Genomic DNA, 24,615 nt, shown 5'->3' on the forward strand with positions numbered 1-24,615 from the left:
CCCGGACACCCGTCAGCCGGCGGGGCGCAGGTCGGCGGCGTCCGGGTCGGACGCCGCCAACGCCGTGGCGCGCTGGCCGGGGAGCCTGAACGCGGCCAGGACGGCCGTCAGCATGACCGCGCCCAGCACGTAGACGGCGACCCGCATGCCTTCGGCGGAGGCGGCGCGCAGCACCTCGCCGGACAGCCCCGCGATGTCGCGGTTGGCGACGGCCACGAGAACGGCCAGACCGGCGGCGGTTCCCACCTGCAGCGCGGTGGAGGCCACCCCCGAGGCCAGACCCTGCTCGTCCGCCGGGACGCCGGTGCCGGCGGCGATCCACATGGCCTCATAGGTGATGCCCATGCCCAGACCGATGACGACGACCCCGGCCAGGACGGTGAGGACGGAGCCGTCCTCGTGCATGCCGGGAGCCAGCAGCGCGGCGCCGACCGCGTTGAGCACGATGCCGGCGACCAGCGTGCTGCGGGTGCCGAAACGATGGTTCAGCCGCTCGCTGAGGAAGTTGCCGGCGGTGATCGACAGGGTCGGGCCGAGGAACGCCAGCCCGGTCTCCAGGGCGCTCAGGCCGAGGACGTCCTGGAAGTACAGGGTCAGGAAGTACGGCACGGACTGCGTCGTCAGCCCGAAGATGAGAATGACCATGATCGCTCCGCTGAGCGCGCGGTTGCGGAACAGCCGCAGCGGCATCAGCGGCGCCCGGCCACGGGCCTGGAGGAGCAGGAACGCCGCCAGCAGGACCACCGCCAGAACGGCCGCTGCGATCACCTCGGTCCGCGCCCAGCCGGCCTCGGAGCCGTGCGCGACCGCGAAGATCAACAACGTGACGCCCGCGGTGCCGGTCAGCGCTCCGGGCACGTCCACGCTCCCCTTGGTGGCCCGGCCGTCGGCGGGCAGCAGGGCGAAAGCGGCCGCGGCACCGGCGACGGCCAGCGGGACGTTCACGTAGAACACCGCCTGCCAGCCCAGCGCCTGGGTGAGCACCCCGCCGGCCAGCGCGCCCGCGGTGAGCCCGCCGGCCCCCGCCATGGCCCAGACCGTCAGCGCCCGGTTGCGCTCCCTGCCCTCGGCGAAGGCGGTGTTGACCAGGGCCAGCACCGCGGGGAACAGGATCGCGCCGGCGAGGCCCTGCAGGGCGCGCGCGGCCAGCAGCACCGCCGGCGCGGTCGCCAGGCCGCCCAGCAGGGACGCCACGCCGTACAGCGTCATGCCGAGCACGAACATGCGCCGGCGTCCCACCAGGTCGGAGAGCCGGCCGCCGACCAGCAGGAAGCCTCCGTACAGGACGGCGTACATGGTGACCACCCATTGCAGGGTGTGCGGCGTGAAGCCGACCTCGGCCGCGATGTCCGGCAGGGCCACGAAGATGATGGTGAAGTCAAGACTGATGATCAGGTGCCCGAGCGCGAGAAGCGCGAGGCTCCACCCCGGCCGGCGGCTGCGGGCCGGGGAGCGATCGATGGACATGGGTGTGCCTTTCGTCCGTGAGGATTCGGTGACCTGTCATGGCTGCACCGGGACCGGCGGACATTTGTTGGCACACCCCTTCAGCGCGCTGGGATGGGCGGCGCCCGGGCTCGGCCCGTCCGGTCCGGTCATCGCCCCTCCCCCCTACGTCGTCGTGTGCGGTACGACTATGGCGTCCGCCACGGCCCACGGCATCGGACGTCGGTCGGGCATGATCCGGGACCTTGGACCTAGGACCCGCGTTCAGCCGGGAATGGGGAAGTTGCCGCGGATCGTGTCGCGGGGGTCGTGGCGGCGTTTGACGTCGCGCAGCCGGTTCAGCGTCGCGGGGGTGAAGGCGTCGGCCACGCTCTCTCCGGGCCTGAGGAAGGTGAAGGGCTTGCGGCCGCTCACCGGCAGGGCCTCGGCGAGCTCGCGCTGCCTGACGGTGACGGCCTCGGCCGTCGCCGGGTCGGCCGGCACGCCGAACAGGTAGAGCGCGTACGGTTCGAGCAGCGGTCCGTGCGGGCTGTCGGACGGGCGGGCGAACGCGCCGCCGAGGTGGCGGACCTGCGCCATCATCAGCGGGGCGACGGGGTCGGCCAGCAGGGTCTTGGCCGTGCTGTCGTCCAGGCCGGTGAGCAGCTCGGCGCGCGAGGAGCCGGCGCCGGGGTCGGTGGGCTCGCCGGTGATGATGCCGAGTTCGGCGGCGGTCATGGGGCGTCTGCCGTCGGCGAGGGGATGCGGGAGGCGCTCCAGCGGGCTCAGCAGGTCCCGGGCTTCCGCGGTGCCGCCGAGATAGGTGGCGTCCACCGCGATCATGGGGTCGGAGCCGGGGAAGTGCAGCAGCTCAAGCCAGAGGGACAGCTCGTCGGGGGCCGTGGCGGTGATCTGCCGGAAGGCGTCCATCACGTCCGGGGCGTCCCGCGCCGCCCACAGCACCCGGCCGCCGTACAGGTGGGGCGCGCGGTGAAGGGACAGCTCCAGGGCGGTGACGACGGCGAAGGAGCCGCCGCCGCCCCGCATCGCCCAGAACAGGTCGGGATCGGTGCCGGCGCTGACGTGCCGCTGCCGCCCGTCGGCGTCGACCACGTCGAACGCGGTGACGCTGTCGGCGACCCAGCCGTGCTTGCGGCCGAACCAGCTCAGCCCGCCCCCGAGAGCGACGCCCGCGACGCTGACGACGGGGGAACTGCCGGGAAGCCCGGTCAGCCCGTACGGGGCCGCGGCGGCCTGGAGGCTGCCCGACGCCACACCGGCGCCGACGCGGGCGCGCCGGCCGGCCGGGTCGATCTCCAGGGTGTCCAGCCGCCGGGTCCGCAGCAGGATCGCGCCCTCCGGCTCCCCGGTGGCGCCATGCCCGTTGGGCTGGGCCGAGACGGCCAGGCCGCGCGCACGGGCGAACCCGACCACGGCCGCGACGTCGGCCGCGTCCGCCACCTCGACGACGGCGGGCACGCGCTGCTCGACGGCCAGGTTCCAGGGACGCCGGGCCTGGTCGAAGCCGTCGTCACCGGGCAGCAGGACCCGTCCCCGGACGAGAGCGCGCAGGTCGTTCAAGTCGTTGCTCATCGTTCTTCCTCGTTCGTGCAGGTCGGAGGACCTGCGAGTGGGTCCCACTCTCGGGCGGGACGAGGAGCTGATCAATCCGTACCTGTGGAAGGATCGTGAAGCTGGGCTTAACGACGAGGAGGACGGCCATGCTGGAGCGGCACGAGCTGGAGGCGTTCCTCACCCTCGCCGAGGAGCTGCACTTCGGCCGCACCGCCGAGCGCCTGCACGTGTCCACCGCCCGGATCAGCCAGACGATCGCCAAGCTGGAGCGCCGCATCGGGGTCCCGCTGTTCAACCGGAGCAGCCGCCGCGTGGAGCTGACCGCCGTGGGCCGGCAGCTGTACGGGGAGATCCGGCCCGCCTGGCATCAGGTCATCGCCGCGTACGAGCGGTCGATCGACACCGGGCGCGGCCTCACCGGCACGCTGCGGGTCGCCTTCGTCGGCGCGGCGGGCGGGCACCTGCTCGTCGGGGCCGCCGAGCTGTTCCGCCGCCGCCAGCCCGACTGCGACGTACAGGTGCGTGAAGCGCAGATGGTCGACCTCATGCCCTGGCTGCGCGCCGGCGAGGTCGACCTCGCGCTGGGCACCTTCCCGGTCGACGAACCCGACATCGTCACCGGGCCGGTCCTGGTGTCAGAAGCGCGGATGCTGGCCGTGCCCGCGCGGCATCCGTTCGCCCGCCGTCAGAGGATCTCCATGGAGGATCTGGCCAGGGTGAAGCTCCTTCAACTGCCCGACTCGCTGCCCGGCTCCCTGCGGGAGGACCGCACCCCGCCCGCCACCCCGGAGGGGCGACCGATCGAGCCCGGCCCGTCGGCCTCGACGTTCAACGAGATGCTCACCCTCATCGGCGCCGGCCTCGGCGCCTTCCCCGTCGGCGCGCAGGCCAGGCGCTACTACACCCGCCCCGACGTCGCCTACGTCCCCATCAGCGACGCCCCGCCGCTGCGATGGGGTCTGCTGTGGCGGGCGGAAAGCGCCACCGCCCGGGTGCGCGCCTTCGCCGAGGCGGCCCACGACCTGCTCACGGCCCCGGGGGCTTGTTGACCCGTCGCGGCCGATAACCCGTTGCGGTGGGACCGGCGGGATTGGTGGGGTGTCCGCATGGACGGTGGGACGGCTCGATGGCGTGGCCCGGCGGTGCTCGGGGCTCTGATGCTGGCCGCCTTCACCTTCAACACCGCGGAGAACCTGCCGGTCGGCCTGCTGGAGCTCATCTCCACGGACCTGCGGGTGTCCCTGTCGGCGGCCGGCCTGCTGGTCACCGGTTACGGCGTGACGGTGGCCGTCGCGTCGGTGCCGATCGCCCACGCGGTGCGGGCCGTGCCCCGGCGCCACGTGCTCACGGGGCTGCTGGCCGCGCTCGTGGTGTCCAGCCTCGTCGCGGCGCTGGCCACCTCCTACTGGCAGCTGCTCGGAGCGCGGCTGCTGACCGCGCTCGCCCAGGCGCTGTTCTGGGCCGTGATGGGGCCGGTCGCGGTGGGGCTGTTCGCGCCCGAGGTCCGGGGACGGGTGGTCGGGGCGCTGTCCGTCGCCGGTTCGCTCGCCCTCGTGCTGGGTGTCCCCGCGGGGACCTGGCTGGGGCAGCAGAGCCACTGGCAGGCGCCCGTCGCCCTGCTGGCGGCTCTGGGGTTCGTCTCGCTGGTGACGATCGCCGTGCTGCTGCCGACGTCGCGCCCGGAGGAGGAGCCCGCCGCCTACGCGACCGGCCCCGACGTACGGTGGTTCTGGACGGTGCTGGTGGTCGGAGCCCTGTCCGCGGCCGGGGCGTTCACGGGATACACCTACATCGTGACGTTCCTGGGTGAGGTGGGCGGGTTCTCCCCCGGCACCGTCAGCGTCCTGTTCGTGGGGTTCGGGGTCGCGTGCCTGGCCGGGGTGGGCGTCACCGGGGTGTTCCTGGACCGTTTCCCGCAGTCCGCGCTGGCCGTCGCCGTGGCCACGCAGGCGGCGGGCATGCTCGGCCTGTACGCGTTCGGCGCTCACCAGGCGGCGGCGGTGGTGTGCCTGATGCTGATGGGCGGCGCGCTCGGGCCGGTGTTCATGACCACGCAGAACGCGATGCTGTACTGCGCGCCCGGCCGTACGGACATCGCCCTGGCGGCGAACTCCGGCGCCTACAACGCCGGCATCGCGGGCGGCGCCGCGCTCGGGGCGCTGGTCCTGCCGCTCGCCGGGGCACGGGGGACCTTCCTCGCCGGTGGGCTGCTGACCGCCGCGTCCTGTGTGGTCCTCCTCGGTGGCCGGCTGCTGGGCGGGCACCGGCATCGGCTTTGAGCGAGGGTGCCCGCAGTTCTCCGTGATCGTGGTGGCCGCTCGGGTCGGCTTGCCGCCTTCGGGGGCGATGAGCTGCCGGCCACGGCATCGCGTCGTGAAACCCCGCTAGCTGTGTTCTACACCGCACGCAACGTTACGAGATGGGCCAGCAACTCGTCCACAGAGAGGCCGCGCGCATTGTCGAGAGCGGACGCCTGCGTCGTGACCCGGAACGCCGTAACGATCTTGAAAGGGGCGTTCCCGGCCAGCCTGCCGGTCAGGATGATCACGTCTGTGAGCAGTTCGAGCGAGGCCGGGTCGGCCCAGTGCAGGTCGTCCAGGACGACGACCAGCGGCTGGCTCCTCGCGGCCACGACCAGCCATTCGGCGATGGCCTGGTTCCGGCGGAGCAGCGCCGCCCCGATCGAGCCGGACGGTTAGGCCGGCACAAGTGCTCGCGGAACTCCTCCAGCAGGAAAGTCTTACCGATACCCGGCTCGCCTGTCATCGCGGCGACAGCCACGCCACCCTTGTCGAGCAGGCACCACAGCCGCTCGCGCAGTGGGTGATCTAGCGTCTCCGCCTCCAGCTCGCTGACGACGAGCTGCGGGCGGCCGAGGTCCAGCAGCGCCTGCGCACACCGTTCGACGGCGACGAGACGTAACTCGCCGAGCCGGTTCGCCTCCGCGATCGCCCACGTCCTGTCGGCGAACTCGCCGTACGGCAGGCCGTTCCAGAGCCGTAACGCCCTGTCCAGGGACGTGAGCGCCTCGTCCGGCGGGCGGAACTCCGAGCGCTTGACCAAATCGGCGAAGTCGAGCGCGTCCACGTCCGTGGCGGCCAGCAGATAGCCGGGCCGCCGCGCGATCAGCATCCGCGGCGGAGTGTTGCGGGTGCGCTCGGGCTCGACGACCCGGCGCCTGCTCCGGCACCCAACGAATCCAAACCAATAGCAACGGGCTCAAGGGGCGCAAGCACTCCACAACGGGTGCCGTGGATGATCGGTGTCGGCCCGGCGCCTCGATCGGAAGGACCGCGAACCATAATGACCACTCCCAGGGGCATGTTCGGCTTCGACCCGTCGGATCCCGGATTCCTGCCCAACCCCTACCCCCACTACGCGAAGCTGCGCGAGCAGGGTCCGCTCCTCCGTACCGAAGTCGGCATGTGGATAGCCACCGACCACGAGACCTGCATGGCGGTCGTGCGCGGACATCGCTTCGGCCATCCCCCCGAGACGGATCCCCGCAACAGGTCCTTCCCGATGATGAACCCCCCGGAGCACACCAGGCTCCGGGCGAAGGTCAGCCGCGCCTTCACCCCGCACATGATCGAGCACATGCGTCCCAGGATCGCCGAGATCACCAACGAGCTGATCAGCGACCTGAAGGACGAGGACGACCTGGTCGCCGCATTGGCCTACCCGCTCCCGGTCCGGGTGATCAGCGAGATTCTCGGCGTGCCGCCACAGGACCGCGAGCGCTTCGGCGGCTGGAGCCAAGCCCTCGCCCGCGGCCTTGACGCGGAGCTCACGGGTTCCGAGCAGGCGCTGGCCGAGCGAGACCGCGCCCGCGAGGCGTTCCGCGGCTACTTCACGGAACTGCTGGCGGAGCGCCGTGAGCGGCCGGCCGGGGACATGCTGAGCACCCTCGTCCAGTTGGACGAGCTGACCACCGACGAACTCCTCACCACCTCGAGCGACCTGCTCGTGGCGGGACATGAGACCACCGTGAGTCTGATCGGCAACGGCGTGCTAGCGCTGGCCCGCGCGGGGCAAAGCGGCTATCTCGCCCGGCATCCCGAGCGCGCTCCCGCCGTAGTGGAGGAGATCCTGCGCTACGACCCGCCGATCCAGCTGATCCCGCGGGTCGCCCTCGAGGACGTGGAACTGCACGGCCAGGTCCTGCGCGCGGGCGAGCCCGTCCTCGCGCTGGTCGGCTCGGCGAACCGCGACCCCGAGGTGTTCGACGATCCGGACCGTCTCGACCTGACCCGCGAGCCAGGCCGCCACCTCAGCTTCGGGCTCGGCGTGCACTACTGCCTGGGCGCCCCGCTGGCCCGCATGGAGGCCGCGATCGCGCTGACCACCCTGTCCGCGGCGGCCCCTGACCTCGCGCTGGCCGACCTCGTACCGCCGTACAGGGAGAACCTGTTCCTGCGAGGACTGGCCTCGCTCCCGGTACGGCGCCACGGGCGGGCGGCCTGACGACCTATCCGGACACCGCCGTCATCGCGACGCCGACCGGGTTCCGGCAAGAGGTGATGGTACGGCAGCGGCCGGTGAGCCACAGGAAGGGCGCGTCGGCAAGGTGACGCCCTCGGTCGAGAAGAGCGCGGCGGGCCAGGTGCTCGTCCACCGGCCCGACGCGACCTTCATCAACAACTCCGCCTACCGGAACGGCTACGCCAACGTCAGCAGCACAATCAGCGTGACGTTCTTCAGGAACCGACAGCCGAGGCGCGACGTGCCCGGCCGGCTGCCTCGCTCACAACCGTGGACACCCGCGTAACGCGAGGGTTACTGCGTGGTGGTCGCGGTCGCCGGTGCCGGGGATCACGTCAGCCTGTGATGGTCACGGGGCCGTAGTCGGAGAGGTTGGTGATGTTCATCTGGCTGAGTGACGTGGCCGAGGTCGAACTGCCGGGCATGTACACCCGGTCCAGCGTGACACCGGTGATGGGAGCACCGGGCTGGCCGTTGATCCGGCCCGGTGTCGTGCCGGCGTTCCGGATCCGCGCGTTGGTCACGGTGACCCCGCTGACTGGGCCGACGCCGTGGGTGTTGCCGGTCCACAGGGCGAGCCAGGTGCGGTTGCCGTCGTTGCTGTAGCTCAGCCGTTCCACGTCGACGTCCTCGAAACGTATCTGGGAGGCCGCGCCCGAGCCGTACTTGTGGTGGACGCCCATGCCGACGGCGGCGTCGTAGACGACCGCACGGCGGAACGTCACGCTCTCCTGGTTCTGGAAGACGCCCTGGCCGACCTTGAGCCCGTAGCAGAACGTCCACGACAGGAGGTCTTCGAAGGTCACCCTGGAGAGCGGCCTGGGGTCGCCGGGCACATTGCGGAACAGATCCACGGTGTTGTCCCAGGTCTTGGTGCTGAACGGATCGTCATGGCCGATGCCGACCGCGTTGCTGACGATCACGTCCGACGACTCCATGACGTCGATACCGTCATTCTCGCCCATGCCGAAGCGGTTGAAGATCTTCAGGTTGCGGAAGGTCATGTTCGACGAGCGAGTCGGCATGATGGCCCAGCTGCTCGACTCGCGGAAGGTGACCCCGTCCACGGTGAACCCGTTGGTGTAGATGGGCGTGAGCAGGTTGACGCCAAGATTGCCGGGCTGCAGCGACGCCGCCCCGTTGCCGTCGATGACTCCACGCCCGTAGATCGAGATGTTGTTTGACGAGTAGCGGGTCGATATGAACCAGGTGACGTCGCGGTTCTGGGAATCCTTGTGCCAGTGCGCGGTGTAGTTGGCCCGCTCGCCGGTGTAGCGCAGCACGGCGCCTTGCTCCAGGTAGAGCGCAAGGTCGCTGCGCAGGTACAGGTTGCCGACCGTGTAGACGCCGGGCGGCACGTAGACGATGCCCTGCCGGCCGTTGGCCGAACCCCACGCGGCGGCGTCGTTCAGCGCCTGCTGGAACGCGGTGGTGACGTAGCCGCTGCCCGGCTGCACGGAGTACGGGGCGTTGCGGACGTTGAAGATCCCCGTTCCGCTGGATGGGGGTCGATCATTCTCCCCCGGGTCGATCGCTATGACGAGGTCGGGCCGGCCATCGACCTTGACGATCAAGTAGGCGTTGTCGTGCACGGTGAAGGTGAGGGTGGGACCGCTGACGGAGCCGACGATACCGAGCTTCTGCGGGCTGATGCTGTACGCGCCGATGTTCGTGTTGTTGATCTTCGTGACCGCCAGGGTGGCGTCGCCGTCGCCCATGGCGAACTGTGCGACGTCGTAGCCTTGGTAACCGTTGTAGCCGGCGTGCTTCTGCACCGGCACGTTGCGGCCGTTGACGGTCAGCCGGTAGTCGGTCGACAAGGGGTAGATCGACTGCACCGGGTAGATGGACGTGTCGGCGACCGCGGCAACGGCAGTCTGTGGTGTGACGACGACAGCCACCATGCCGACGAGGACGGACGCGGCCGCGAGCACGCGGGAGACGAGAGACGGCCAGGGACGGCGGTGGGGTCCAAGGTTCATGTGAGACTCATTCCTGGTGACGCGTACGGGGACGACCGGGAATGGCGTGTCGCAGCGAGCCTGCACGGCGACGTGCGAAAGGGGGCGTCAACGGCTCGGCAGCGGGGTGGCCACGCGGACGTCGTCGAAGTCGACGGCCGCGCGGCCCGTGACGAGCTGCACATATCCCGGCCCGTTGATCGGGTCCGGGTCGGTGACGGTGACGCGGGGTTCCGGGTCCACGCCGACGAAGGCGCGGATCTCGGCCCCACGGAGCACCACCCGGAGCGTTGTCGGTCCGATGACCGCCGCCCCGGTGCCCGTCGCGATGACGCCCGTGCCGGCGCGGAAGACGTCCACCGAGCCGTTGGGGCGGAGATAGATCATGTATCCGGACTGCGTGTAGGCGTCGCCGGGCTTCACCGTCCGCACCTGGATGCCGCCGAAGGCGGTCGAGGTCGCGAGTGTCCGGAAGTGAATGCCGGCCTCGACGGAGCCGTCGCCGATCTTCAGGTCGTCGACGACGGACTTCCAGCCCGTGCGTGTCGTGTCTTGCTGGCGATACACGCCGTCCGTCACGGTCCAGACGCCGTCGACGGCGCTCCACGCCTCGTACGTCGCCGCCGACGAGAAGCTGTCGCGGAAAACCACGCCCTGGGCGTCCGGCACGATCTCCACCTGGAAGGTGTCGACCTCGGTCGTCCCCGTGTCACGCACCGTCTCGGCCGTGAGCCGGCACGGTCCGGGGAGCATCGTCTCCCGGATGGCGACCTTCACCTCGCCGGGGCGGGAGGTGGTGCCGTCGCCGGTGAGGCACGGTCCCGAGACCGTCACCTCGGCGATGCTCCGCCCTGAGATCCCTACCGCAAGCTCTTGCCCGGCCACGACGTTCGCCTGGCCCGGTGCGGCGGTGACGAGGTCGCGCCCCACGTCGGAGCGGGCCGCGGCGACCACCAGGCGTGCGGCGTCGCGCCGGCTCAGCACACGCTTGCGGGCGACCGCGTCGGCGGTCTTCGTGGCGTGGACGACGAACGCGGCGTGGCTCTCCCATTGCTCGCCGGCCCGCAGAAGGTCGGCGACCGTGCAGCCGGTGCCGTCGTCAGGGTTGGCGACACCGGTGTCCCGGTTGCCGATGAAGACCGTCGCCCGCTCGTCCGACCCGGAGCAGGCGTCGTCCAGGATCCGGATGTCGTAGGCGAGCCGCCCCGTGGCCTTGATGTCGAGGACCTGCAGCCTACGGTTCCCGTCCGCGACCGGGAAAGCCGACGGCCACAGCGTCGCCGCGCCCGCGCCGGTCCAGTGGATCTCCACACTCCGGCCGTCCCGGTTCACGACGAGCCCGGTGACGTTCTCGGCCGTCGCCCGGGAACCGACCTTGAGCGCGACGGCCGGGCCGCTGCTGATCCACTGCAGCGTGTCGCCCTCCTCCAGGACGAGCGGGACACGTTCGAAGAACTGCGCGGAACCGGCCTCGACCCGCACCTGGAGCCGGTCCCCGAGGGTCACGGACTTGGACACGGGCCCGCCCGCCGCGGCGTAGCGGATCTCCAGCGGATCGAGATCGCCCACGGTCGCGGGATCGACGGGGGATCCGTCACGGAAGAACGTGGGAACGGGCTGGTCGTAGGCGTCGAAATGTACACCGTCCGCCGCGGTCCAGCCGGTGCCCCACGACAGCTCCGCGTCCACCGGGCGGGTACGCGGCGCGCCGATCTGCGGGGCGTTCTGCCCCTGGACGATGACCCCCAGCTTCGGGTCGTAGAGGTAGTTGAGCCCGAACCGCTGGTTGTCCCAGAACCCGTACTGGGTGTTGAAGTGCTTGCCGAAGCCCATGCCGACGACGTAGCCGGGGCGTTTCGCGAAGACGAACTGCTGGCCGGTGGCTGCGTCCGAGCGATGCTCGGTGTATGGGGCACCGGCGTAGGGGCGCAGCGTGCCGATGGCCGCCCGGCGCTCGGCCGCGGCCGGGTAGTACTCCTCCCGCAACACGATGTCGCGGATGATCGACGGATCGAGGTACGCCCACGTCGGGGCGATGAGCGGCGCGACGGAAGTCTGCCACCCCGCTGCGGCGAACGCGGCACGGCGCTCCTCCATCTCCTCCCGGGTGGCCGAGTAGGCACGTGCCTGCGGGATCACCGCACCCCAGAGGTTGTTGGAGCCGATCGGCAGTTCGCTCGCGTAGTTCCAGCCGCGGTGCCGGGAGTCGATGGCCGTGTTGATGAAATAGCCGTCGAGCCGCTTGTCGTAGAGCAGGTTGTACTGGGCCCAGTCCATGTAACGCGTCTGCATCCGGTCGATCGTCGCCCGGGTCGCGGGATCGGCCCAGCCGGCGAGGTCTTCCGCCTCGACTTCGAGGCTGTAGCGGTGGGCGACCGTACCGTCGCGGAAGAAACCGGCCGCGCCCTGCGAGATCCGCTCGTGGTCGGTGAGGCGTTGCTCGAACCTCGCACGCAGCGCCGCGTCGTCGAAGCGGCGGAGGAGGCGGGAGATGCCCACCAGCCCGCCGGCGACCTGGTTGGCGAACTGCGCGCCGCGTGGCCCCCAGACCTCCTCGTCCTCCAGGAACCACGTGCTCGCCTTCCGCATGGCGTTGGTCAGGCCGGACACCAGCGCCGGATCCAGCGTGCCGTCGGCGTCGAGGAGCTCCAGCATGACCGCGTACAGTTCGAGCGCGAACCCGGTCGCGGCTCGCGAATGCACGTCGCCGCCGCCTTGCGGGAACGATCCGTCGGCGTTCTGGGTGCTGAGCAGGAACCGCAGGGCCGCTTCGAGGCGCTGGCGCAGGGCCGTGTCCCGGTGGTACGGGTTCCACGGGCGGTCGGCGGTGTAGAAGTAGGCGAGCGTGAGGACGTTCTCCATGACCCGCGCGTCGCTGGGCCCCTGCCCCGTACGCCAGCAGTTGCAGGTGATGTACCCGTGGTTCGTGGTGCTGTCGTCGTTGACGCTGTTGGCGAGCGGCGCCAGGTTGGCGAGGTAGGGGGCGATCTGCTGTTCCAGGCCGGTGAAGTCGGCGAGGTCGATCGTAGCCGGGTCGAGAGCGGCGACTTCGGGTAACGTCCCGGAGACGATCGCGGCGGCGGGGGTGGCCGGGGTCAGCGCCAGGGCCACGGTGGCGGCCACCGAGGCGATCCGGCGGCTGCCATGAGTGTGGGGACGTTTCGATCTCATGATCGTGCCTCCAGGACGCGGTGTGGAGCACCACGGTTTCCATGATCGTGAATCGATTCACGACATGGGCGGAGCGTAGTGACGACGTTGCGGCCATGTCAACAGCCTGTTACGCGCGGTCTCCCGCGACGGGAAGAGATGTCGCGCGGACTACGAGCTCCGGCTCGAAACGCCCCTCCACGTCCTGCTCGCTCTCGAGACCGAGCAAGATCCGGACGGCGCTCGCCCCGAGGGTCGCGGACGGGTGGCGGATGGTCGTGAGCGGCACGATCGCGAAGTCGGCGAACTCTATGTCGTCATAGCCGACCAGCGAGAGATCCTCGGGCACCCGGACCCCGCCCACGATCAGCCCGTGCAGGAGGCCAAGGGCGAGCAGGTCGTTGCCCGCGACTATGCCGTCGGGGAAGCCGGCCGCCGGGCGCCGGAGCAGCGTACGCGCGACCGCCTCGCCGACCTTCGCGGTCTGCACCTGAGTGCGGATGATTTCCAGCGCCGGCGGCTCCGGAGACTCCTCGACAGCCCGCTTGACCCCGGCCAGCCGCAGGTCGACGTGAGGGTGCGTGCCGCCGATGAAGATCAGTCGCCGCCGCCCCTGGGCGAGCAGGTGCGAGGCGGCGAGATGGCCGCCCCGCTCGTTGTCGCCCGAGATCGCCGGATAGCTGTGCGGGCCGGGCGCGACGCCGACGAGAACGAACGGCGTGCCACGCTCCCGCAGCCCGAGCAGCTCCGCGGGCACGTCGCCGACAGGGGCGGCGAGGATGCCGCTCACCTGCTGGGACTCGAAGAAGTTGAGATAGGCGCGCTCGCGTGCGGGGCTCTCGTCGCTGTTGGCGACGAGGATGAAGCGGCCGTGCGCGGCGGCCTCCGCCTCCGCGCCCGCCGCGAGCTCCGCGTAGACGGGGTTGCTCATGTTGGAGACCAGTAATCCGAGCGCGAGGCTGTGGCCGACCCGCAGCCGCCGCGCCGCGTCGTTGCCGACGTAGCCGAGCTCGTCGGCCGCGGCGAGGACGCGCCGGCGCAGGCCCGGGGAGACCCGGTTCGGCTGGGTGAAGGTGTAGGACACGGTCGCACGAGAGACCCCGGCGCGCGCTGCGACATCGCCGACCGTGACAGCGGAGGCGTCGGCCTTGTTCGGCGCGGGTCCAGAGGTCATCGGGCTCCTCACTGCGATACGTCGGCGCGTGTCAGCCTAGCGCAGGCGTGAATGGATTCACGAAACCACTCTCCGAACACGCGGCACCATTGACACGCCTTCGAGGGGGCGCGTAATCTGCCCGAAATTCCGTGAATCGATTCACGATCTTGAAGCAATGGCCCGATGACGGCCGCGATCACCCCCGCCCCCTCACGTCCGGCAGCACACGCTTGCGCGCTTACGGACGCGATCACGGCGCCTGCGAGAGGAGTCACACGTGGCTGTGCCTCATGCCACGACGACACCGTCTGACGTGAGTGAACCCGCCACCCGGCCGATTCGTGGCGACGCGGGCGGTTCCCGGCGCAAGGTCGGGGTCCGCGCGCCGTGGTGGTTCGTCGTACCGGCGATCTCGATCTACCTCTTCATCGTCGTCGTGCCCAGCGTCCGGGGCGCGATGTTCTCCTTCACCGACTGGAACGGCCTACGCCCCGACTGGTCCTTGGTCGGCCTGGACAACTACGCCTCCGTCTTCTCCGACCGCACGGCGCGGGACGCGCTGGTCAACACCCTGGTCCTGGCCGTGCTGGCCATGGTGGTGCAGAACGTCGTCGGCCTGCTGCTGGCCCTGGGCGTGAACAGCATGGTCAAGAGCCGTTACGCGCTCCGAGTGATCTTCTTCGCGCCGGTGGTGCTGACACCGCTGGTGGCCGGGTACGTGTGGAGCTTCCTGCTCTCGCCCAACGGCGCGATCAACGAGGCGCTGCGTGCCGTGGGACTGGGCGGGCTGGCGCACGACTGGCTCGGCGATCCGGACACCGCGCTGTACGCGATCGTCCTGGAGATCGTCTGGCAGTTCTCCGGCTACTCCATGGTGATCTACCTGGCGGGGCTGCAGGCGATCCCCGCCGAGGTGCTGGAGGCGGCGACGATCGACGGGGCAGGCGCCTGGAGCAAGTTCCGCCGCGTGGTGCTACCGCTGCTCAACGGCGCCGTCGTGATCAACGTGATGCTCTGCCTGATCGGCGGGCTCAAACAGTTCGATCAGGTCATGGCCATGACCGGCGGCGGGCCCGGCACCGCGACCGAGACGATCTCGACGGCGATCTACAAGAGCGCCTTCTCGCTCGGCGACTTCCCGTTCTCCATCGCGCTTGCCGTCGTCATGACCGTGGTCATCGCGGTCCTGGCAGCACTCCAGTTCCGCCTGACGCAGAGGAAGGTCTCCTGATGCACGCGCGATACACCTGGCGGACGCTGCTTCGCGAAGTGAGCCTGATCCTGCTCGCGCTGGTGTTCCTCGTGCCGCTCGTCGGCCTGCTCAACGTGTCGCTGAAGCCGCAGGACAGCCAGACCGGCACGCTGGCCTTCGCGTTCCCGCCCACCTTCGACAACTATGCCGCGGCCTGGGAGCAGGCCAGCCTCGGCGCGGCGCTGGCCAACAGCTTCCTCATCACGATCGTCAGCGTCGCCTTGATCATCGCCTTCGCGGCGATGGCCGCCTACCCGCTGGCCCGCGTGACCCGCGGCTGGTCGCGGTACACGTTCTCCTTCGTCATCGGCGGCCTGCTCGTCCCCGGTCAGCTCGCGCTGCTCCCGTTGTACGCCACCATGCGCGACCTCGACCTGCTCGGCTCCCTCTGGTCGGTGATCCTGATCAACGTCGGGCAGCAGATCCCCTTCTCCGTGTTCCTGTACACGATGTTCCTGCGCGAACTGCCGCTCGACTACGAGGAGGCCGCGCTGCTCGACGGATGCGGGCCGCTGCGGTCCTTCGTGACCGTGGTGTTCCCGCTGCTGCGCCCGGTCACCGGCACGGTGGTGATCCTCAACGCGGTCGGCATCTGGAACGAGTTCTTCACCCCGCTGCTGTACCTGGGCGGCAGCGACAACACCACCGCCCCGGTGGCGATCTACGGCTTCGTCAGCCAGTACGTGTCCCAGTGGCCGCTGATCTTCGCCGGTCTGGTGATCAGCGTGATTCCCATCCTGGTCGTCTATCTCGCGCTGCAGAAGCACATCATCAAGGGCTTCGCGGGCGGCCTCAAAGGCTAGCCGCCCTCCGCTCCCCCGCTCCCTGAATTAATTTCGGAGACTCTCATGAAATCGATTAAAACGTTCGCACCCGTCTGCTGCCTTGCCATGGCGGCCGCCGCCTGCTCGACCTCGGGTGGCGGTGAAGCCGCCGCGCCGTCCGGGCAAGTGCTCACCCTGGCCGCCGCCGGCCAAGGTCCGGCCGAGGCCGCGGTGAAGGCGTTCGAGAAGGCCAATCCCGGGATTACGGTGAAGACGACGTTCACCGAGGACGATGCCTCCTACCAGCAGCAACTGCGTACCCAGCTGTCCTCGGGAACGGCGCCCGACGTGTTCCGCATGTGGCCGGGCGGCGGCAACACCATGGCCGTACGGGATCTCGGCGCCGACGGCATGCTGATGGACCTCTCCGGCGAGAGCTGGGCCGGCGGACTGAGCGCCGACCTCAAGGCCGTCACCAGCGACCCGGCGGGCAAGGTCACGGCCGTGCCCGTGACGATCGGCGCCGTCGGCGCGATCTGGAACGACCAGGCGCTGGCCAAGAGCGGCCTCGCCAAGCCCACCACGTGGCCGGAGGTGCTGGCGTTCTGCAAGGCCGCCAAGGCCAAGGACGTCGTGCCGTTCGCGCTCGGCCTCAAGTCCGCGTGGGTGACCCAGCTGGTGCCGTACGCGCTGACCGCCTCCCTCGTCTACGGCCCCGACCCCGCCTTCACCCAGCAGCAGAAGGATGGCAAGGCCACCTTCGCGGCCTCGGGGTGGAAGCAGGCCATGGAGAAATACCTGCAGATGCGGGACTCGGGCTGCTTCAACGACAGCCCCAACGGTGTCGGCTACGAAGAGCAGATGCAGCTGCTCGGCCAGGGCAAGGCGCTGGGCGCCGTGCACGTGCTGTCCGCCGTGCAGTCGGCGCTGAAGTCCGCGCCCCAGGGCACCACGTTCTCGATGAGCCCGTTCCCCGCCACCGACAGCGCCGACGACACCTACATACCGGTTTCGGTGGGCATCGCGTACGGGGTCAACGCCAAGGCCAAGAACCCAGCTCTGGCCAAGAAGTTCATGGAGTTCCTCGCCTCGCCGGAAGGACAGGCGCTGTACGCGACGGAGTCCGGCAGCAGTCCCGCGCTCCCCAGCCCCTCCTTCAAGGCCGACGCGCTGCAGCAGCCGGTGCTCGACGCGGTCAAGGCCGGGAAGTCCACGCTCTACCCGGACCAGGCCTGGCCCAGCGCGAAGGTCCAGCAGGAGCACCTGACCTCCATCCAGGAACTGTTCAACGGAACGGTCGACGTGCCGACGCTGCTCGGCCGCATGGACAAGGCGTTCGGCGAGGCCAAGTGACCGACACGCGAGGTTCGGGAGCCCGGCGATGACCGCATTGGAGGCATGCCTGTGGATCACACCCAAGATCTTCGACGACCTGCGTGACCCCGCGCCCGGCGTGGCGGCGTTCTTCGACCATCACGCCGACTGGCTGGCCGACCGGCCGGTCACGGTGGTCGTCTGCGCGGGCAACGGCGACCATGTGCTGAACTACGCGGGCCTCCAGTCGTGGGAGGACCGCTTCGACTGGGCCCGCTACAACTGCTTTGCGATCGCCCCCGGCGGGCCTTCCGCCAGTGCCCGGGCGCACAACTCGGACTGGCTGGCCCGGGTGCGCGACGGCGGGGAGCGTTCGGCCAACCCGTACTCCGCCGGGCCGATGTTCATCCTGTCCGAGCAGCCGATGGACTACCGCACGCTGGCCGGGATCTACGCGGCCATACGCGCGGAGGCCTCGCGCCGCGGGCTCCAGGTGAATCTGCTGGAGTATCTGGAGCCCGGGCCGGAGTTCTGCCGCAGCGAGTGGAAGACGGCACGGCACCCGGAGGTGGCCGCCGGCACCGCCGACGCCGGCGGGCACCTGGTCCCCGGCGTGATCGACGTGACGGCCGCGCTCTCGGCCGACACCCGGCCGTACGCAGCCTTCCCCGGCGGCATCCCGGGCGGGTTGCCGGCCGGGGACTTCGTCGCCGCCCAGACGGCCGCCTTCGTCGCCGACTTCGGCCTGGACGGGGTCATGCTCGGCAACCAGTTCGGTCTCGTCGGCTTCTGGCATCCGGACAACGCGCCGCCGCTCACGCCGCAGCGGTCCGCCGGGATCGAACGGTTCTTCCTGCGCCTGCGCGAGGCCATGGGAGACAGCCTCGTCTACTGGATGGACACCTACTGGCGGGCCGAGGTGGAGCGGTCTGCCTGGGGCATGACCGACGCCGGCTACCAGTCGCTCGACGCGATTCTGGTCAGCACGTTCGCCGTGCTGGTGGAACGTACCGAGATCGTGCCCAACCTGCTCAGCAAGGCCGCGCTCGGGGGACCGCGGCCGCTGCTCGGGCTGGACTTCGTCGACCCCTGGTACTGGTACCGCACCTACCTCGACGACCGGCGCACGTACCTCTACCAGCGGGATGTGCTCACCGCGCACGCCGCTGCGGTGGCCGGCGTCTCCTTCTTCGCCAACGACACCTTCGGCCACTTCGTACCGGAACCCGAGTTGTCACTGACCCTTGAGGTGGTGAGAAAGGCCGAACACGGGTGACACGGCCACCGCACACGCGCCCATCCGGGTGCGCGACGTGGACCTGCGCACCGGCGCGAGCATCGCCGACCTCCCCCTCACTTTCCGCGGTTGCGAGGGCAGGCTGCTGTCCGTGGAGAACGTCCCGATCGATCTGCGGGCTGGGCGGATCATCGGCGCGCCGGCCGCTGGAGCATCTGGACGCTCGGCGGCCCCGGCCTGGTCAGCTTGACGTCGGTGCCCGGCCTGCGCCCGATCGGCTCGGCGCGCCTGCCCGCGGGGTCGGTCGGGCAGGCGCCGCTCAGTCTGCACGCGGTCGCGGCGGCCCTCTCGTCGTCTCGGCCCGGGGCTGGGCGACTCCCCCGCAGGACTGGGCCGCGCGTCTGTGCGCCGTCCTGGGCGGGCGCTCGTTCACCTCGTGGGCGGGACCGCCGGTCCACTCCTAGGCTGGGCGGGTGCTCAGCAGTAACAGGCTCCGCGTCCTCCTGGAGATCTTCCGCACCGGCAGCATCGCCGGCGCGGCCAGAACCATGAAGCTCTCGCCCTCGGCCGTCTCCCACCAGCTGGCGAAGCTGGAGGAGGAGTCGGGCGTCGGCCTGGTCGAACGCAACGCCCAGAGCCTGCGCCTGACGGAGGCGGGCAGGCGGCTCGCGCTGCGCGCCCAGGAGGTGGCCGACATCCTGGAGGCCGCCGAGAAGGACCTGCTCGCCCAGCAGCGGATGGACGCGGGGGAACTGCGGATCGGCTTCTTCGCGTCGGCCGGGTACCGGCTGCTGCCGCTGGCGCTGTCGCGCTTCGCCGCCCGCTACCCGAACGTGGCGCTCGACCTGGCGGAGGGCCAGCCGTACGAGCTGCTGCCGGACCTTGAGCGCGGCGCGCTGGACGTGCTGGTGGTGTTCGATCACGCGCTCGACCCGTGGCAGCGCCCGGAAGGGGTGGAGGTGCTGCACCTGTTCGACGAGCCGCAGCTGCTCGTGGTCCCAACCGGTCACCAGGCGGGGCAGCGTTCGCGGGTACGGCTGGCCGATCTGGCCGAGGAGCCGTGGATCACGACTTTCGGCGCCGAGCACCCGGTGTCGATCCTGGAGCGTGCCAGCATGCTGGAGGGGTTCACGCCGCGGATCCGCTGCCGCAGCGATCATTACGAGGTGACGATCGGGCTGGTACGGGCCGGGCTCGGGGTGGCGCTGGTGCCCAGCCTGGGGTTGATGGGGGTGACGGGGGTGCAGGTGTGCCGCCTGGCCACGCCACAGTTGTTCCGCCGGATCGGGGTGGCGCGGCGACCGACCAACCCCAACCCGGCGGCGCGTTCCTTTCTCGCCTACCTCCGCACGGCAGCCGCCCAGCTCCGCAACTCCCTGGAACCGACCCTGCGCTGACCCGTCACCCCGCCCGACCGCGACGCCCGCCTAAGCTTCAGGGGCCCGGTGGGCGCCGCCTGGCCAGGGCGTCAGGGTCGTAGACGGGCGATGAAGAGGCCCGCCTGCCGTACCGCGTGGACCAGGGCCTGTTCGGAGCCTGCGGGACCGTGTGCGAGGACCGCGTACGCGACCCCGCCCATCAGCCCCACGTCCGTGCGGATCCCCTCATCGGTGCCGGTCTTGTTGGCCAGCCACGCCGCCTCCAGGTCGTGCCGCAGCAGCGCGGGGACCAGGCCGTGGTCGGTGTTGGCCAGCATCCACTCGCGCAGCTGCACCTGCCACCCCGCGCCGCCCCCGACCAGCGATGCCAGCCCAGCCAGTTCCCCGGCCGTCCCCAGCGCGAACGTCGGCGGGTCGGCGGGGGTGCGCGGCTCGCGGATGCGGTCGAGCAGCCGCGTCCTGGTCAGCCCGAGCGCCGCGGCGGCCGCGTTGACCCGGTCCAGGCCAACGCGGCGCAGCAGCGCGTTCGTCGCGGTGTTGTCGCTGACCGCCGCGGTCAGCAGCGCCAGGTCGCCGACCGTCCACCGCCGCTGCGACAGTCCGAGCAGCAGGCCGGACCCGCCGCAGTAGTCGTCGTCGACCAGCTCCACCGGCTCCTCGGCGTCGAGGATGCCGCCTTCGAGGGACATCGCCACCTCCGCCAGCAGCAGCAGCTTCCCCACGCTGGCCAGCGGCAGCTCCACGTCGGCGTTGACGGCCGGCCCCGGCGCGCCGGAGCCGCGGACGGCCACCGCCAGCGTCCCCGGGCAGGCCTCGGCGATCTCCTCCAGGGTCTTGGGGGCGCTCACGGCGTGACCACCCCTCCGGGGCGGGCCGCCGTCAGGTCGCCGTCGCGGACCGCGACCTGCCCGGCCACCACCACGGCGCGCAACCCGTCCGGCGGCTGCAGCGGATCCTGGTAGGTCGCCCCGTCGGCCACCGTGGCCGGGTCGAACAGCACGAGATCGGCGTGCGCTCCGTCACGGACCGCGCCCCGGTCCCGCAGCCCGAAACGCGCCGCCGCCATGCCGGTCATCTTCGCCACGGCCGTCTCCAGCGACAGCAGCCCCTGCTCCCTGACGTACCGTCCGAGCACCCGCGGGAACGTGCCCGCCAGCCGCGGGTGCGGATGTCCCGGCTTGGGCACTCCGTCCGAGCCGATCATCGAGAAGTCGCACGCGAGCACCCGCCGCACGTCGTCCTCCCGCATCGAGTGGCTGATGATCGTCACCTCGCCCTCCTCGGCCAGCAGCAGCTCCGCCGCCGCGTCCACCGGATCGCCGCCGAGAGAGGCGATCGTGCGCCCCTCGACCTCCGGGTTGCGCACGGCGCACGCCACCGAGATGCGGTCCCAGCCGCCGTTGCCGACCGTGTTCTCCCAGCCGGGCACGCCCTCGGCGATCGCCCGCCGCATCCGCTCCCGCTGCGCGGGGTTCCGCAGTCGCTCCAGCAGGGCACCGGTTCCGCCGTCGTTGGCCCACGGCGGCAGCATCGCCGACAGCGACGTCGACGCCTCGGTGTAGGGGTAGACGTCGCAGGTGACGTCCATCCCGCCGGCGCGCAGCTCGGACAGGTAGGCCAGCGTGCGCTCGGTGCGGCCCCAGGCGTACTTGCCCGCCGTCTTGTGGTGGGAGACGTGCAGCGCCGCGCCGCTCCTGCGGGCGATCCTCACCGCCTCCTCCAGCGCCTCCTCGACGCGCGCCATCTCGTCGCGCAGGTGCGTCACGTACGGCCTGCCGTACCGTGCCGCGACCCTGGCCAGCGCCACCACCTCGTCGGTGCCGCCGTACGTGCCCGGCGTGTAGATCAGGCCGGTCGACAGGCCGGCCGCGCCCTGGGCGAGCGCCCGGTCCAGCAGGTCGCACATGACGTCAAGCTCGTACGGCGTGGCCGCCCGGTCCGCGTAGCCCACGACCCCGGCCCGGAGGGTGCCGTGCCCCACCAGTGAGGCCAGGTGGTTCGACCGGGGAGCGTCCGCATGGGCCGCCGCGAAGCCCTCGAAGTCCTCAAATATAGGTACGTTGCCGCCGAAACCGACGCGGCTTGAGGCCCGCATCTCCGGGATCCGCTCGGGCAGCGCGGGGAAGAGCCCCGACCCACAGTTGCCGCTGATCTCGACCGTCACCCCCATCCGGACCGGCGCGGCGGCCAGTTCCCATGCCTCGGGACCCAGCAGGGTGGCGGCGTCGGAGTGTGTGTGCACGTCGATGAAGCCGGGGGCGACCACCAGGCCGGCGGCGTCGAGGACCTCCCGCGCCGCGGCCTCCCCCGTGGGGGGCAGCAGGACGACGCGGCCCTCGCGCACGCCCACGTCGGCCGGGCGCAAGGGAGTGCCGGTGCCGTCGGCGACCTGGCCGCCGCGGATCAACAGGTCGAGGTTCAAAGCACCTGCCCCAGGAACGCGCGGGTGCGCTCGTGGCGCGGGCGGGACAGCACCTCGCGCGGAGGTCCTTCCTCCACGATCACGCCGTCGTCGATGAACACCAAGTGATCACCTGCCTCCCGGGCGAACCCCATCTCGTGGGTCACCACGATCATTGTCATGCCGCTGGCGGCCAGGTCCCGCATCACGGCCAGCACCTCCTGCACCAGTTCGGGGTCCAGCGCGCTGGTCGGCTCGTCGAAGAGCATCACCTTCGGGTTCATCGCCAGGCTCCTGGCGATCGCGACCCGCTGCTGCTGCCCGCCGGACAGCTGGGCGGGGTAGTGGTGGGCGCGGTCGGCCAGCCCCACCCTCTCCAGCAGCTCGCCCGCCTGCCTGGCAGCGGCGGCGCGCGAGGCGCGCAGGACCGTGCGGGGGCCCTCCATGACGTTCTGCAGCGCCGTCATGTGCGGGAAGAGGTGGAAGCGCTGGAACACCATGCCGATCTTCTGCCGCTGCTCGCAGAGCTCGTCGGGCCGCAGAAGGTGCAGCCGGTCGCCGTGCTCGCGGAAGCCGATCAGCCGGCCGTCCACCCAGATGCGGCCGGAGTCGATCGTCTCCAGCCGGTTCACGCAGCGCAGCAGGGTGGACTTGCCGGATCCCGAAGGGCCGACGACGCAGACGACGCCGCCCTCCGGCACGTCCAGGCTGACGCCCTTGAGTACTTCCAGCGAGCCGTACCGCTTGCGGACGGACTGGATGCGCACCATGCTCATGACCGCTCACCCCGCGCGAACCGCTTCTCCAGGAAGTGCTGGCCGACGCTGGCCACGCTGGTCAGCACCAGGTACCACATCGACGCCACGATCAGCAGCGCGATCACCTCGAAGTTGCCCAGGTAGATGCGCTGGGCCACGGTCAGCAGCTCCGCGCCCGCGATCACCGACACCATCGAGGTCGTCTTCAGCATCGAGACGAACTGGTTGCCCGTCGGCGGGATGATCACCCGCATCGCCTGCGGCAGCACCACCCGGCGCAGGATCTGCCTGTGCGACATACCGAGCGCCTCGGCCGCCTCCCGCTGCCCGGGATCCACCGAGCGGATGCCCGCCCGGACGATCTCGGCCATGTAGGCGCCCTCGTTGATCGTCAGACCCAACGCCGCCGCCACGAACGGCGTCACCAACGTGTTGGCCTGCCATTCCACGAACATCGGCCCGCCGAAGGGGATCCCGACCCCGATCACCGGGAACACCAGCCCGATGTTGAACCAGAAGATCAGCTGCACCAGCAGGGGTGTGCCGCGGAAGAACCACGTGTACAGCCCCGCCGCGCCGCGCAGCACCGGGCTGTCCGACAGCTGCATCACCGCCGCGAGCACGCCCAGCGCCACGCCGAGGACCATCGACAGGAGCGTCAGCGCGATCGTCACGCCGAGCCCGCCCAGCACCCGGCCGTCGAACAGGTACTCGACCACCACGTCCCAGTGCAGGTTCTCGTTCACGGTGATCGTGTAGGCGAGCCAGATCAGCACCAGGCCCGCGGCGGCCCCGGCCACCATCCGGCCGGGCCGCCGCGGCGCGACGGCATTGACGGGGAGTTCGGTCATGACGCGCCGGTGTTGATAGTGATCTTCGGCAGCGCGTTGGCGGCCGTGCCGTACTTGTCCAGGATCTGCTTGTACTCGCCGCTGTCGACCAGTTCCTGCAGCGCCTTGGCCACCGCGTCGCGCAGCGCGGGGTTGCGCTTGTCGATCGCGATGCCCCACGGGCCGGCGTCGTACTGCTCGGGCAGCACGTCGTACTTGCCGGTCTCCTTGGCGTACATGTGGCCGACGGGTGAGTCGACGATCGTGGCCACGCTGCGGCCGGAGTCGATCGTCAGCAGCCCGGTGGGGGCGTCCTCGCTCTGCATGATCTGCATCTTCTGCGCGCACTTGTCGTTCTGCCGCAGGCCGATGTCCAGGTTCGAGCTGCCCTTGGCCAGCACGACCTTCTTGCCGCACAGGTCCTCGAGCGTCTTGATGCCCTCGGGGTTCCCCTTCTTGACCATGATCGAGCCGCCGGCGTTGAAGTAGTCGACGAAGTCGACCGCCTTGCGGCGCTGCTCGGTGTCGCTCAGCGAGGACATGGCGATGTCCCAGCGGCCCGCCTGCAGGCCAGGGATGAGCCCGTCGAAGGCGGCGTTCGTCGTCGTCACCTTCAGGCCGAGCCGTCCGGCGATCGCCGCCGCCAGGTCGATGTCCACGCCGGTCAGCTCCTGCGTGCCCGGCTTGTACATCTCCATCGGCGGATAGCCCTCAGAGGTCGCCATCCGCAGCTCGCCCGACTTCCGGACCTGGTCGGGCACGAGCTCCTTGGCGCTCTTGCCCGCGGCCGAGGGATCCGTGCGCGCCGCCGTACCGGAGGTGGACCTGCCGCAGCCCGCGGACAGGGCGCAGACTGCGATCATCGCGATGACCAGGTGTTTTCGCATGGCGGACATGGTGACGGCCGGTGCGGGGGGAGCCCAACGAACGT

At 70.7% G+C, this 24,615-nt stretch carries 21 protein-coding genes; 9 read left to right on the forward strand and 12 right to left on the reverse strand.

The genetic code is table 11. From position 1 onward, the window contains the following. Positions 1-12: 12 nt before the first annotated feature. On the reverse strand, positions 13-1,467 hold the full coding sequence (locus tag AC27IY_RS11470; RefSeq protein ID WP_487177919.1) for an MFS transporter: 1,455 nt from the start codon (positions 1,465-1,467) through the stop codon (positions 13-15). A gap of 243 nt (positions 1,468-1,710) precedes the next feature. After that, positions 1,711-3,018, reverse strand: a complete 1,308-nt coding sequence (locus tag AC27IY_RS11475) for an FAD-binding oxidoreductase (protein WP_487177920.1) — start codon at positions 3,016-3,018, stop codon at positions 1,711-1,713. Between the two features lie 128 nt (positions 3,019-3,146). On the opposite strand from AC27IY_RS11475, the gene AC27IY_RS11480 reads away from it, so the two are divergent. Together AC27IY_RS11480 and AC27IY_RS11485 are read left to right on the forward strand one after the other, a co-directional pair. Continuing rightward, the gene (locus AC27IY_RS11480) at positions 3,147-4,049 is read left to right on the forward strand and encodes a LysR family transcriptional regulator (RefSeq protein ID WP_487177921.1); all 903 of its coding nucleotides are present in this window, start codon (positions 3,147-3,149) and stop codon (positions 4,047-4,049) included. A gap of 57 nt (positions 4,050-4,106) precedes the next feature. Then, positions 4,107-5,279 (forward strand): MFS transporter, encoded by a 1,173-nt coding sequence (locus AC27IY_RS11485; protein ID WP_487177922.1) that lies wholly within the window; start codon positions 4,107-4,109, stop codon positions 5,277-5,279. Positions 5,280-5,395: 116 nt separating this feature from the next. Here the strand turns inward: AC27IY_RS11485 and AC27IY_RS11490 are convergent, their stop codons facing one another. Beyond that, positions 5,396-5,632, reverse strand: a complete 237-nt coding sequence (locus AC27IY_RS11490) for a hypothetical protein (RefSeq protein WP_487177923.1) — start codon at positions 5,630-5,632, stop codon at positions 5,396-5,398. Then, positions 5,545-6,132, reverse strand: a complete 588-nt coding sequence (locus tag AC27IY_RS11495; RefSeq protein ID WP_487177924.1) for an AfsR/SARP family transcriptional regulator — start codon at positions 6,130-6,132, stop codon at positions 5,545-5,547. The genes AC27IY_RS11490 and AC27IY_RS11495 overlap by 88 nt, the downstream gene beginning before the upstream one ends. 171 nt (positions 6,133-6,303) lie before the next feature. Here AC27IY_RS11495 and AC27IY_RS11500 point away from each other — a divergent pair, with 171 nt between their 5' ends. Both AC27IY_RS11500 and AC27IY_RS11505 read left to right on the forward strand, forming a co-directional pair. After that, the gene (locus AC27IY_RS11500; protein ID WP_487177925.1) at positions 6,304-7,464 is read left to right on the forward strand and encodes a cytochrome P450; all 1,161 of its coding nucleotides are present in this window, start codon (positions 6,304-6,306) and stop codon (positions 7,462-7,464) included. A gap of 103 nt (positions 7,465-7,567) precedes the next feature. Continuing rightward, positions 7,568-7,768 carry a hypothetical protein gene (locus AC27IY_RS11505; protein WP_449956642.1) on the forward strand — a complete coding sequence of 67 codons (201 nt, stop codon included), beginning with the start codon at positions 7,568-7,570 and terminating at the stop codon, positions 7,766-7,768. Between the two features lie 49 nt (positions 7,769-7,817). On the opposite strand, the gene AC27IY_RS11510 is transcribed toward AC27IY_RS11505, so the two are convergent. The 3 genes from AC27IY_RS11510 to AC27IY_RS11520 form a co-directional block, all read right to left on the reverse strand. Beyond that, positions 7,818-9,416, reverse strand: a complete 1,599-nt coding sequence (locus AC27IY_RS11510) for a glycosyl hydrolase family 28 protein (protein ID WP_423471215.1) — start codon at positions 9,414-9,416, stop codon at positions 7,818-7,820. Positions 9,417-9,551: 135 nt separating this feature from the next. Continuing rightward, the gene (locus AC27IY_RS11515) at positions 9,552-12,614 is read right to left on the reverse strand and encodes a prenyltransferase/squalene oxidase repeat-containing protein (protein WP_487177926.1); all 3,063 of its coding nucleotides are present in this window, start codon (positions 12,612-12,614) and stop codon (positions 9,552-9,554) included. Between the two features lie 109 nt (positions 12,615-12,723). Next, on the reverse strand, positions 12,724-13,767 hold the full coding sequence (locus tag AC27IY_RS11520; RefSeq protein ID WP_423471211.1) for a LacI family DNA-binding transcriptional regulator: 1,044 nt from the start codon (positions 13,765-13,767) through the stop codon (positions 12,724-12,726). Positions 13,768-14,062: 295 nt separating this feature from the next. Between AC27IY_RS11520 and AC27IY_RS11525 the strand changes: the two genes are divergently transcribed. From AC27IY_RS11525 to AC27IY_RS11545, 5 genes are all read left to right on the forward strand, one after another. Further along, the gene (locus tag AC27IY_RS11525; protein ID WP_329594673.1) at positions 14,063-14,980 is read left to right on the forward strand and encodes a carbohydrate ABC transporter permease; all 918 of its coding nucleotides are present in this window, start codon (positions 14,063-14,065) and stop codon (positions 14,978-14,980) included. After that, positions 14,980-15,804 (forward strand): carbohydrate ABC transporter permease, encoded by an 825-nt coding sequence (locus AC27IY_RS11530; RefSeq protein ID WP_329594671.1) that lies wholly within the window; start codon positions 14,980-14,982, stop codon positions 15,802-15,804. Before AC27IY_RS11525 ends, AC27IY_RS11530 begins: the two co-directional genes overlap by 1 nt. Before the next feature lie 45 nt (positions 15,805-15,849). Continuing rightward, positions 15,850-17,118 carry an ABC transporter substrate-binding protein gene (locus AC27IY_RS11535; RefSeq protein WP_487177927.1) on the forward strand — a complete coding sequence of 423 codons (1,269 nt, stop codon included), beginning with the start codon at positions 15,850-15,852 and terminating at the stop codon, positions 17,116-17,118. Between the two features lie 28 nt (positions 17,119-17,146). Beyond that, entirely contained in the window at positions 17,147-18,355 is a 1,209-nt protein-coding gene (locus AC27IY_RS11540; RefSeq protein ID WP_487177928.1) for a type 1 periplasmic-binding domain-containing protein, read from the forward strand. 434 nt (positions 18,356-18,789) lie between these two features. After that, on the forward strand, positions 18,790-19,713 hold the full coding sequence (locus AC27IY_RS11545; RefSeq protein ID WP_329594667.1) for a LysR family transcriptional regulator: 924 nt from the start codon (positions 18,790-18,792) through the stop codon (positions 19,711-19,713). 71 nt (positions 19,714-19,784) lie between these two features. On the opposite strand, the gene AC27IY_RS11550 is transcribed toward AC27IY_RS11545, so the two are convergent. Genes AC27IY_RS11550 through AC27IY_RS11570 form a run of 5 tightly spaced genes read right to left on the reverse strand, consistent with a single transcriptional unit; the run spans position 19,785 to position 24,571 of the window. After that, positions 19,785-20,543, reverse strand: a complete 759-nt coding sequence (locus tag AC27IY_RS11550; protein ID WP_423471201.1) for a serine hydrolase — start codon at positions 20,541-20,543, stop codon at positions 19,785-19,787. Beyond that, complete coding sequence (locus AC27IY_RS11555; RefSeq protein ID WP_329594664.1) at positions 20,540-22,117, reverse strand: N-acyl-D-amino-acid deacylase family protein; 1,578 nt, start codon at positions 22,115-22,117, stop codon at positions 20,540-20,542. Before AC27IY_RS11555 ends, AC27IY_RS11550 begins: the two co-directional genes overlap by 4 nt. Continuing rightward, entirely contained in the window at positions 22,114-22,872 is a 759-nt protein-coding gene (locus AC27IY_RS11560) for an amino acid ABC transporter ATP-binding protein (RefSeq protein ID WP_344217396.1), read from the reverse strand. The genes AC27IY_RS11555 and AC27IY_RS11560 overlap by 4 nt, the downstream gene beginning before the upstream one ends. Then, positions 22,869-23,705, reverse strand: coding sequence for an amino acid ABC transporter permease (locus AC27IY_RS11565; RefSeq protein WP_091077804.1), 837 nt, complete (start codon positions 23,703-23,705; stop codon positions 22,869-22,871). Before AC27IY_RS11565 ends, AC27IY_RS11560 begins: the two co-directional genes overlap by 4 nt. Continuing rightward, positions 23,702-24,571, reverse strand: coding sequence for an ABC transporter substrate-binding protein (locus AC27IY_RS11570; protein ID WP_329594659.1), 870 nt, complete (start codon positions 24,569-24,571; stop codon positions 23,702-23,704). Before AC27IY_RS11570 ends, AC27IY_RS11565 begins: the two co-directional genes overlap by 4 nt. Positions 24,572-24,615: the final 44 nt, after the last annotated feature.

It is taken from the genome of Nonomuraea sp. B208 (assembly GCF_057536035.1).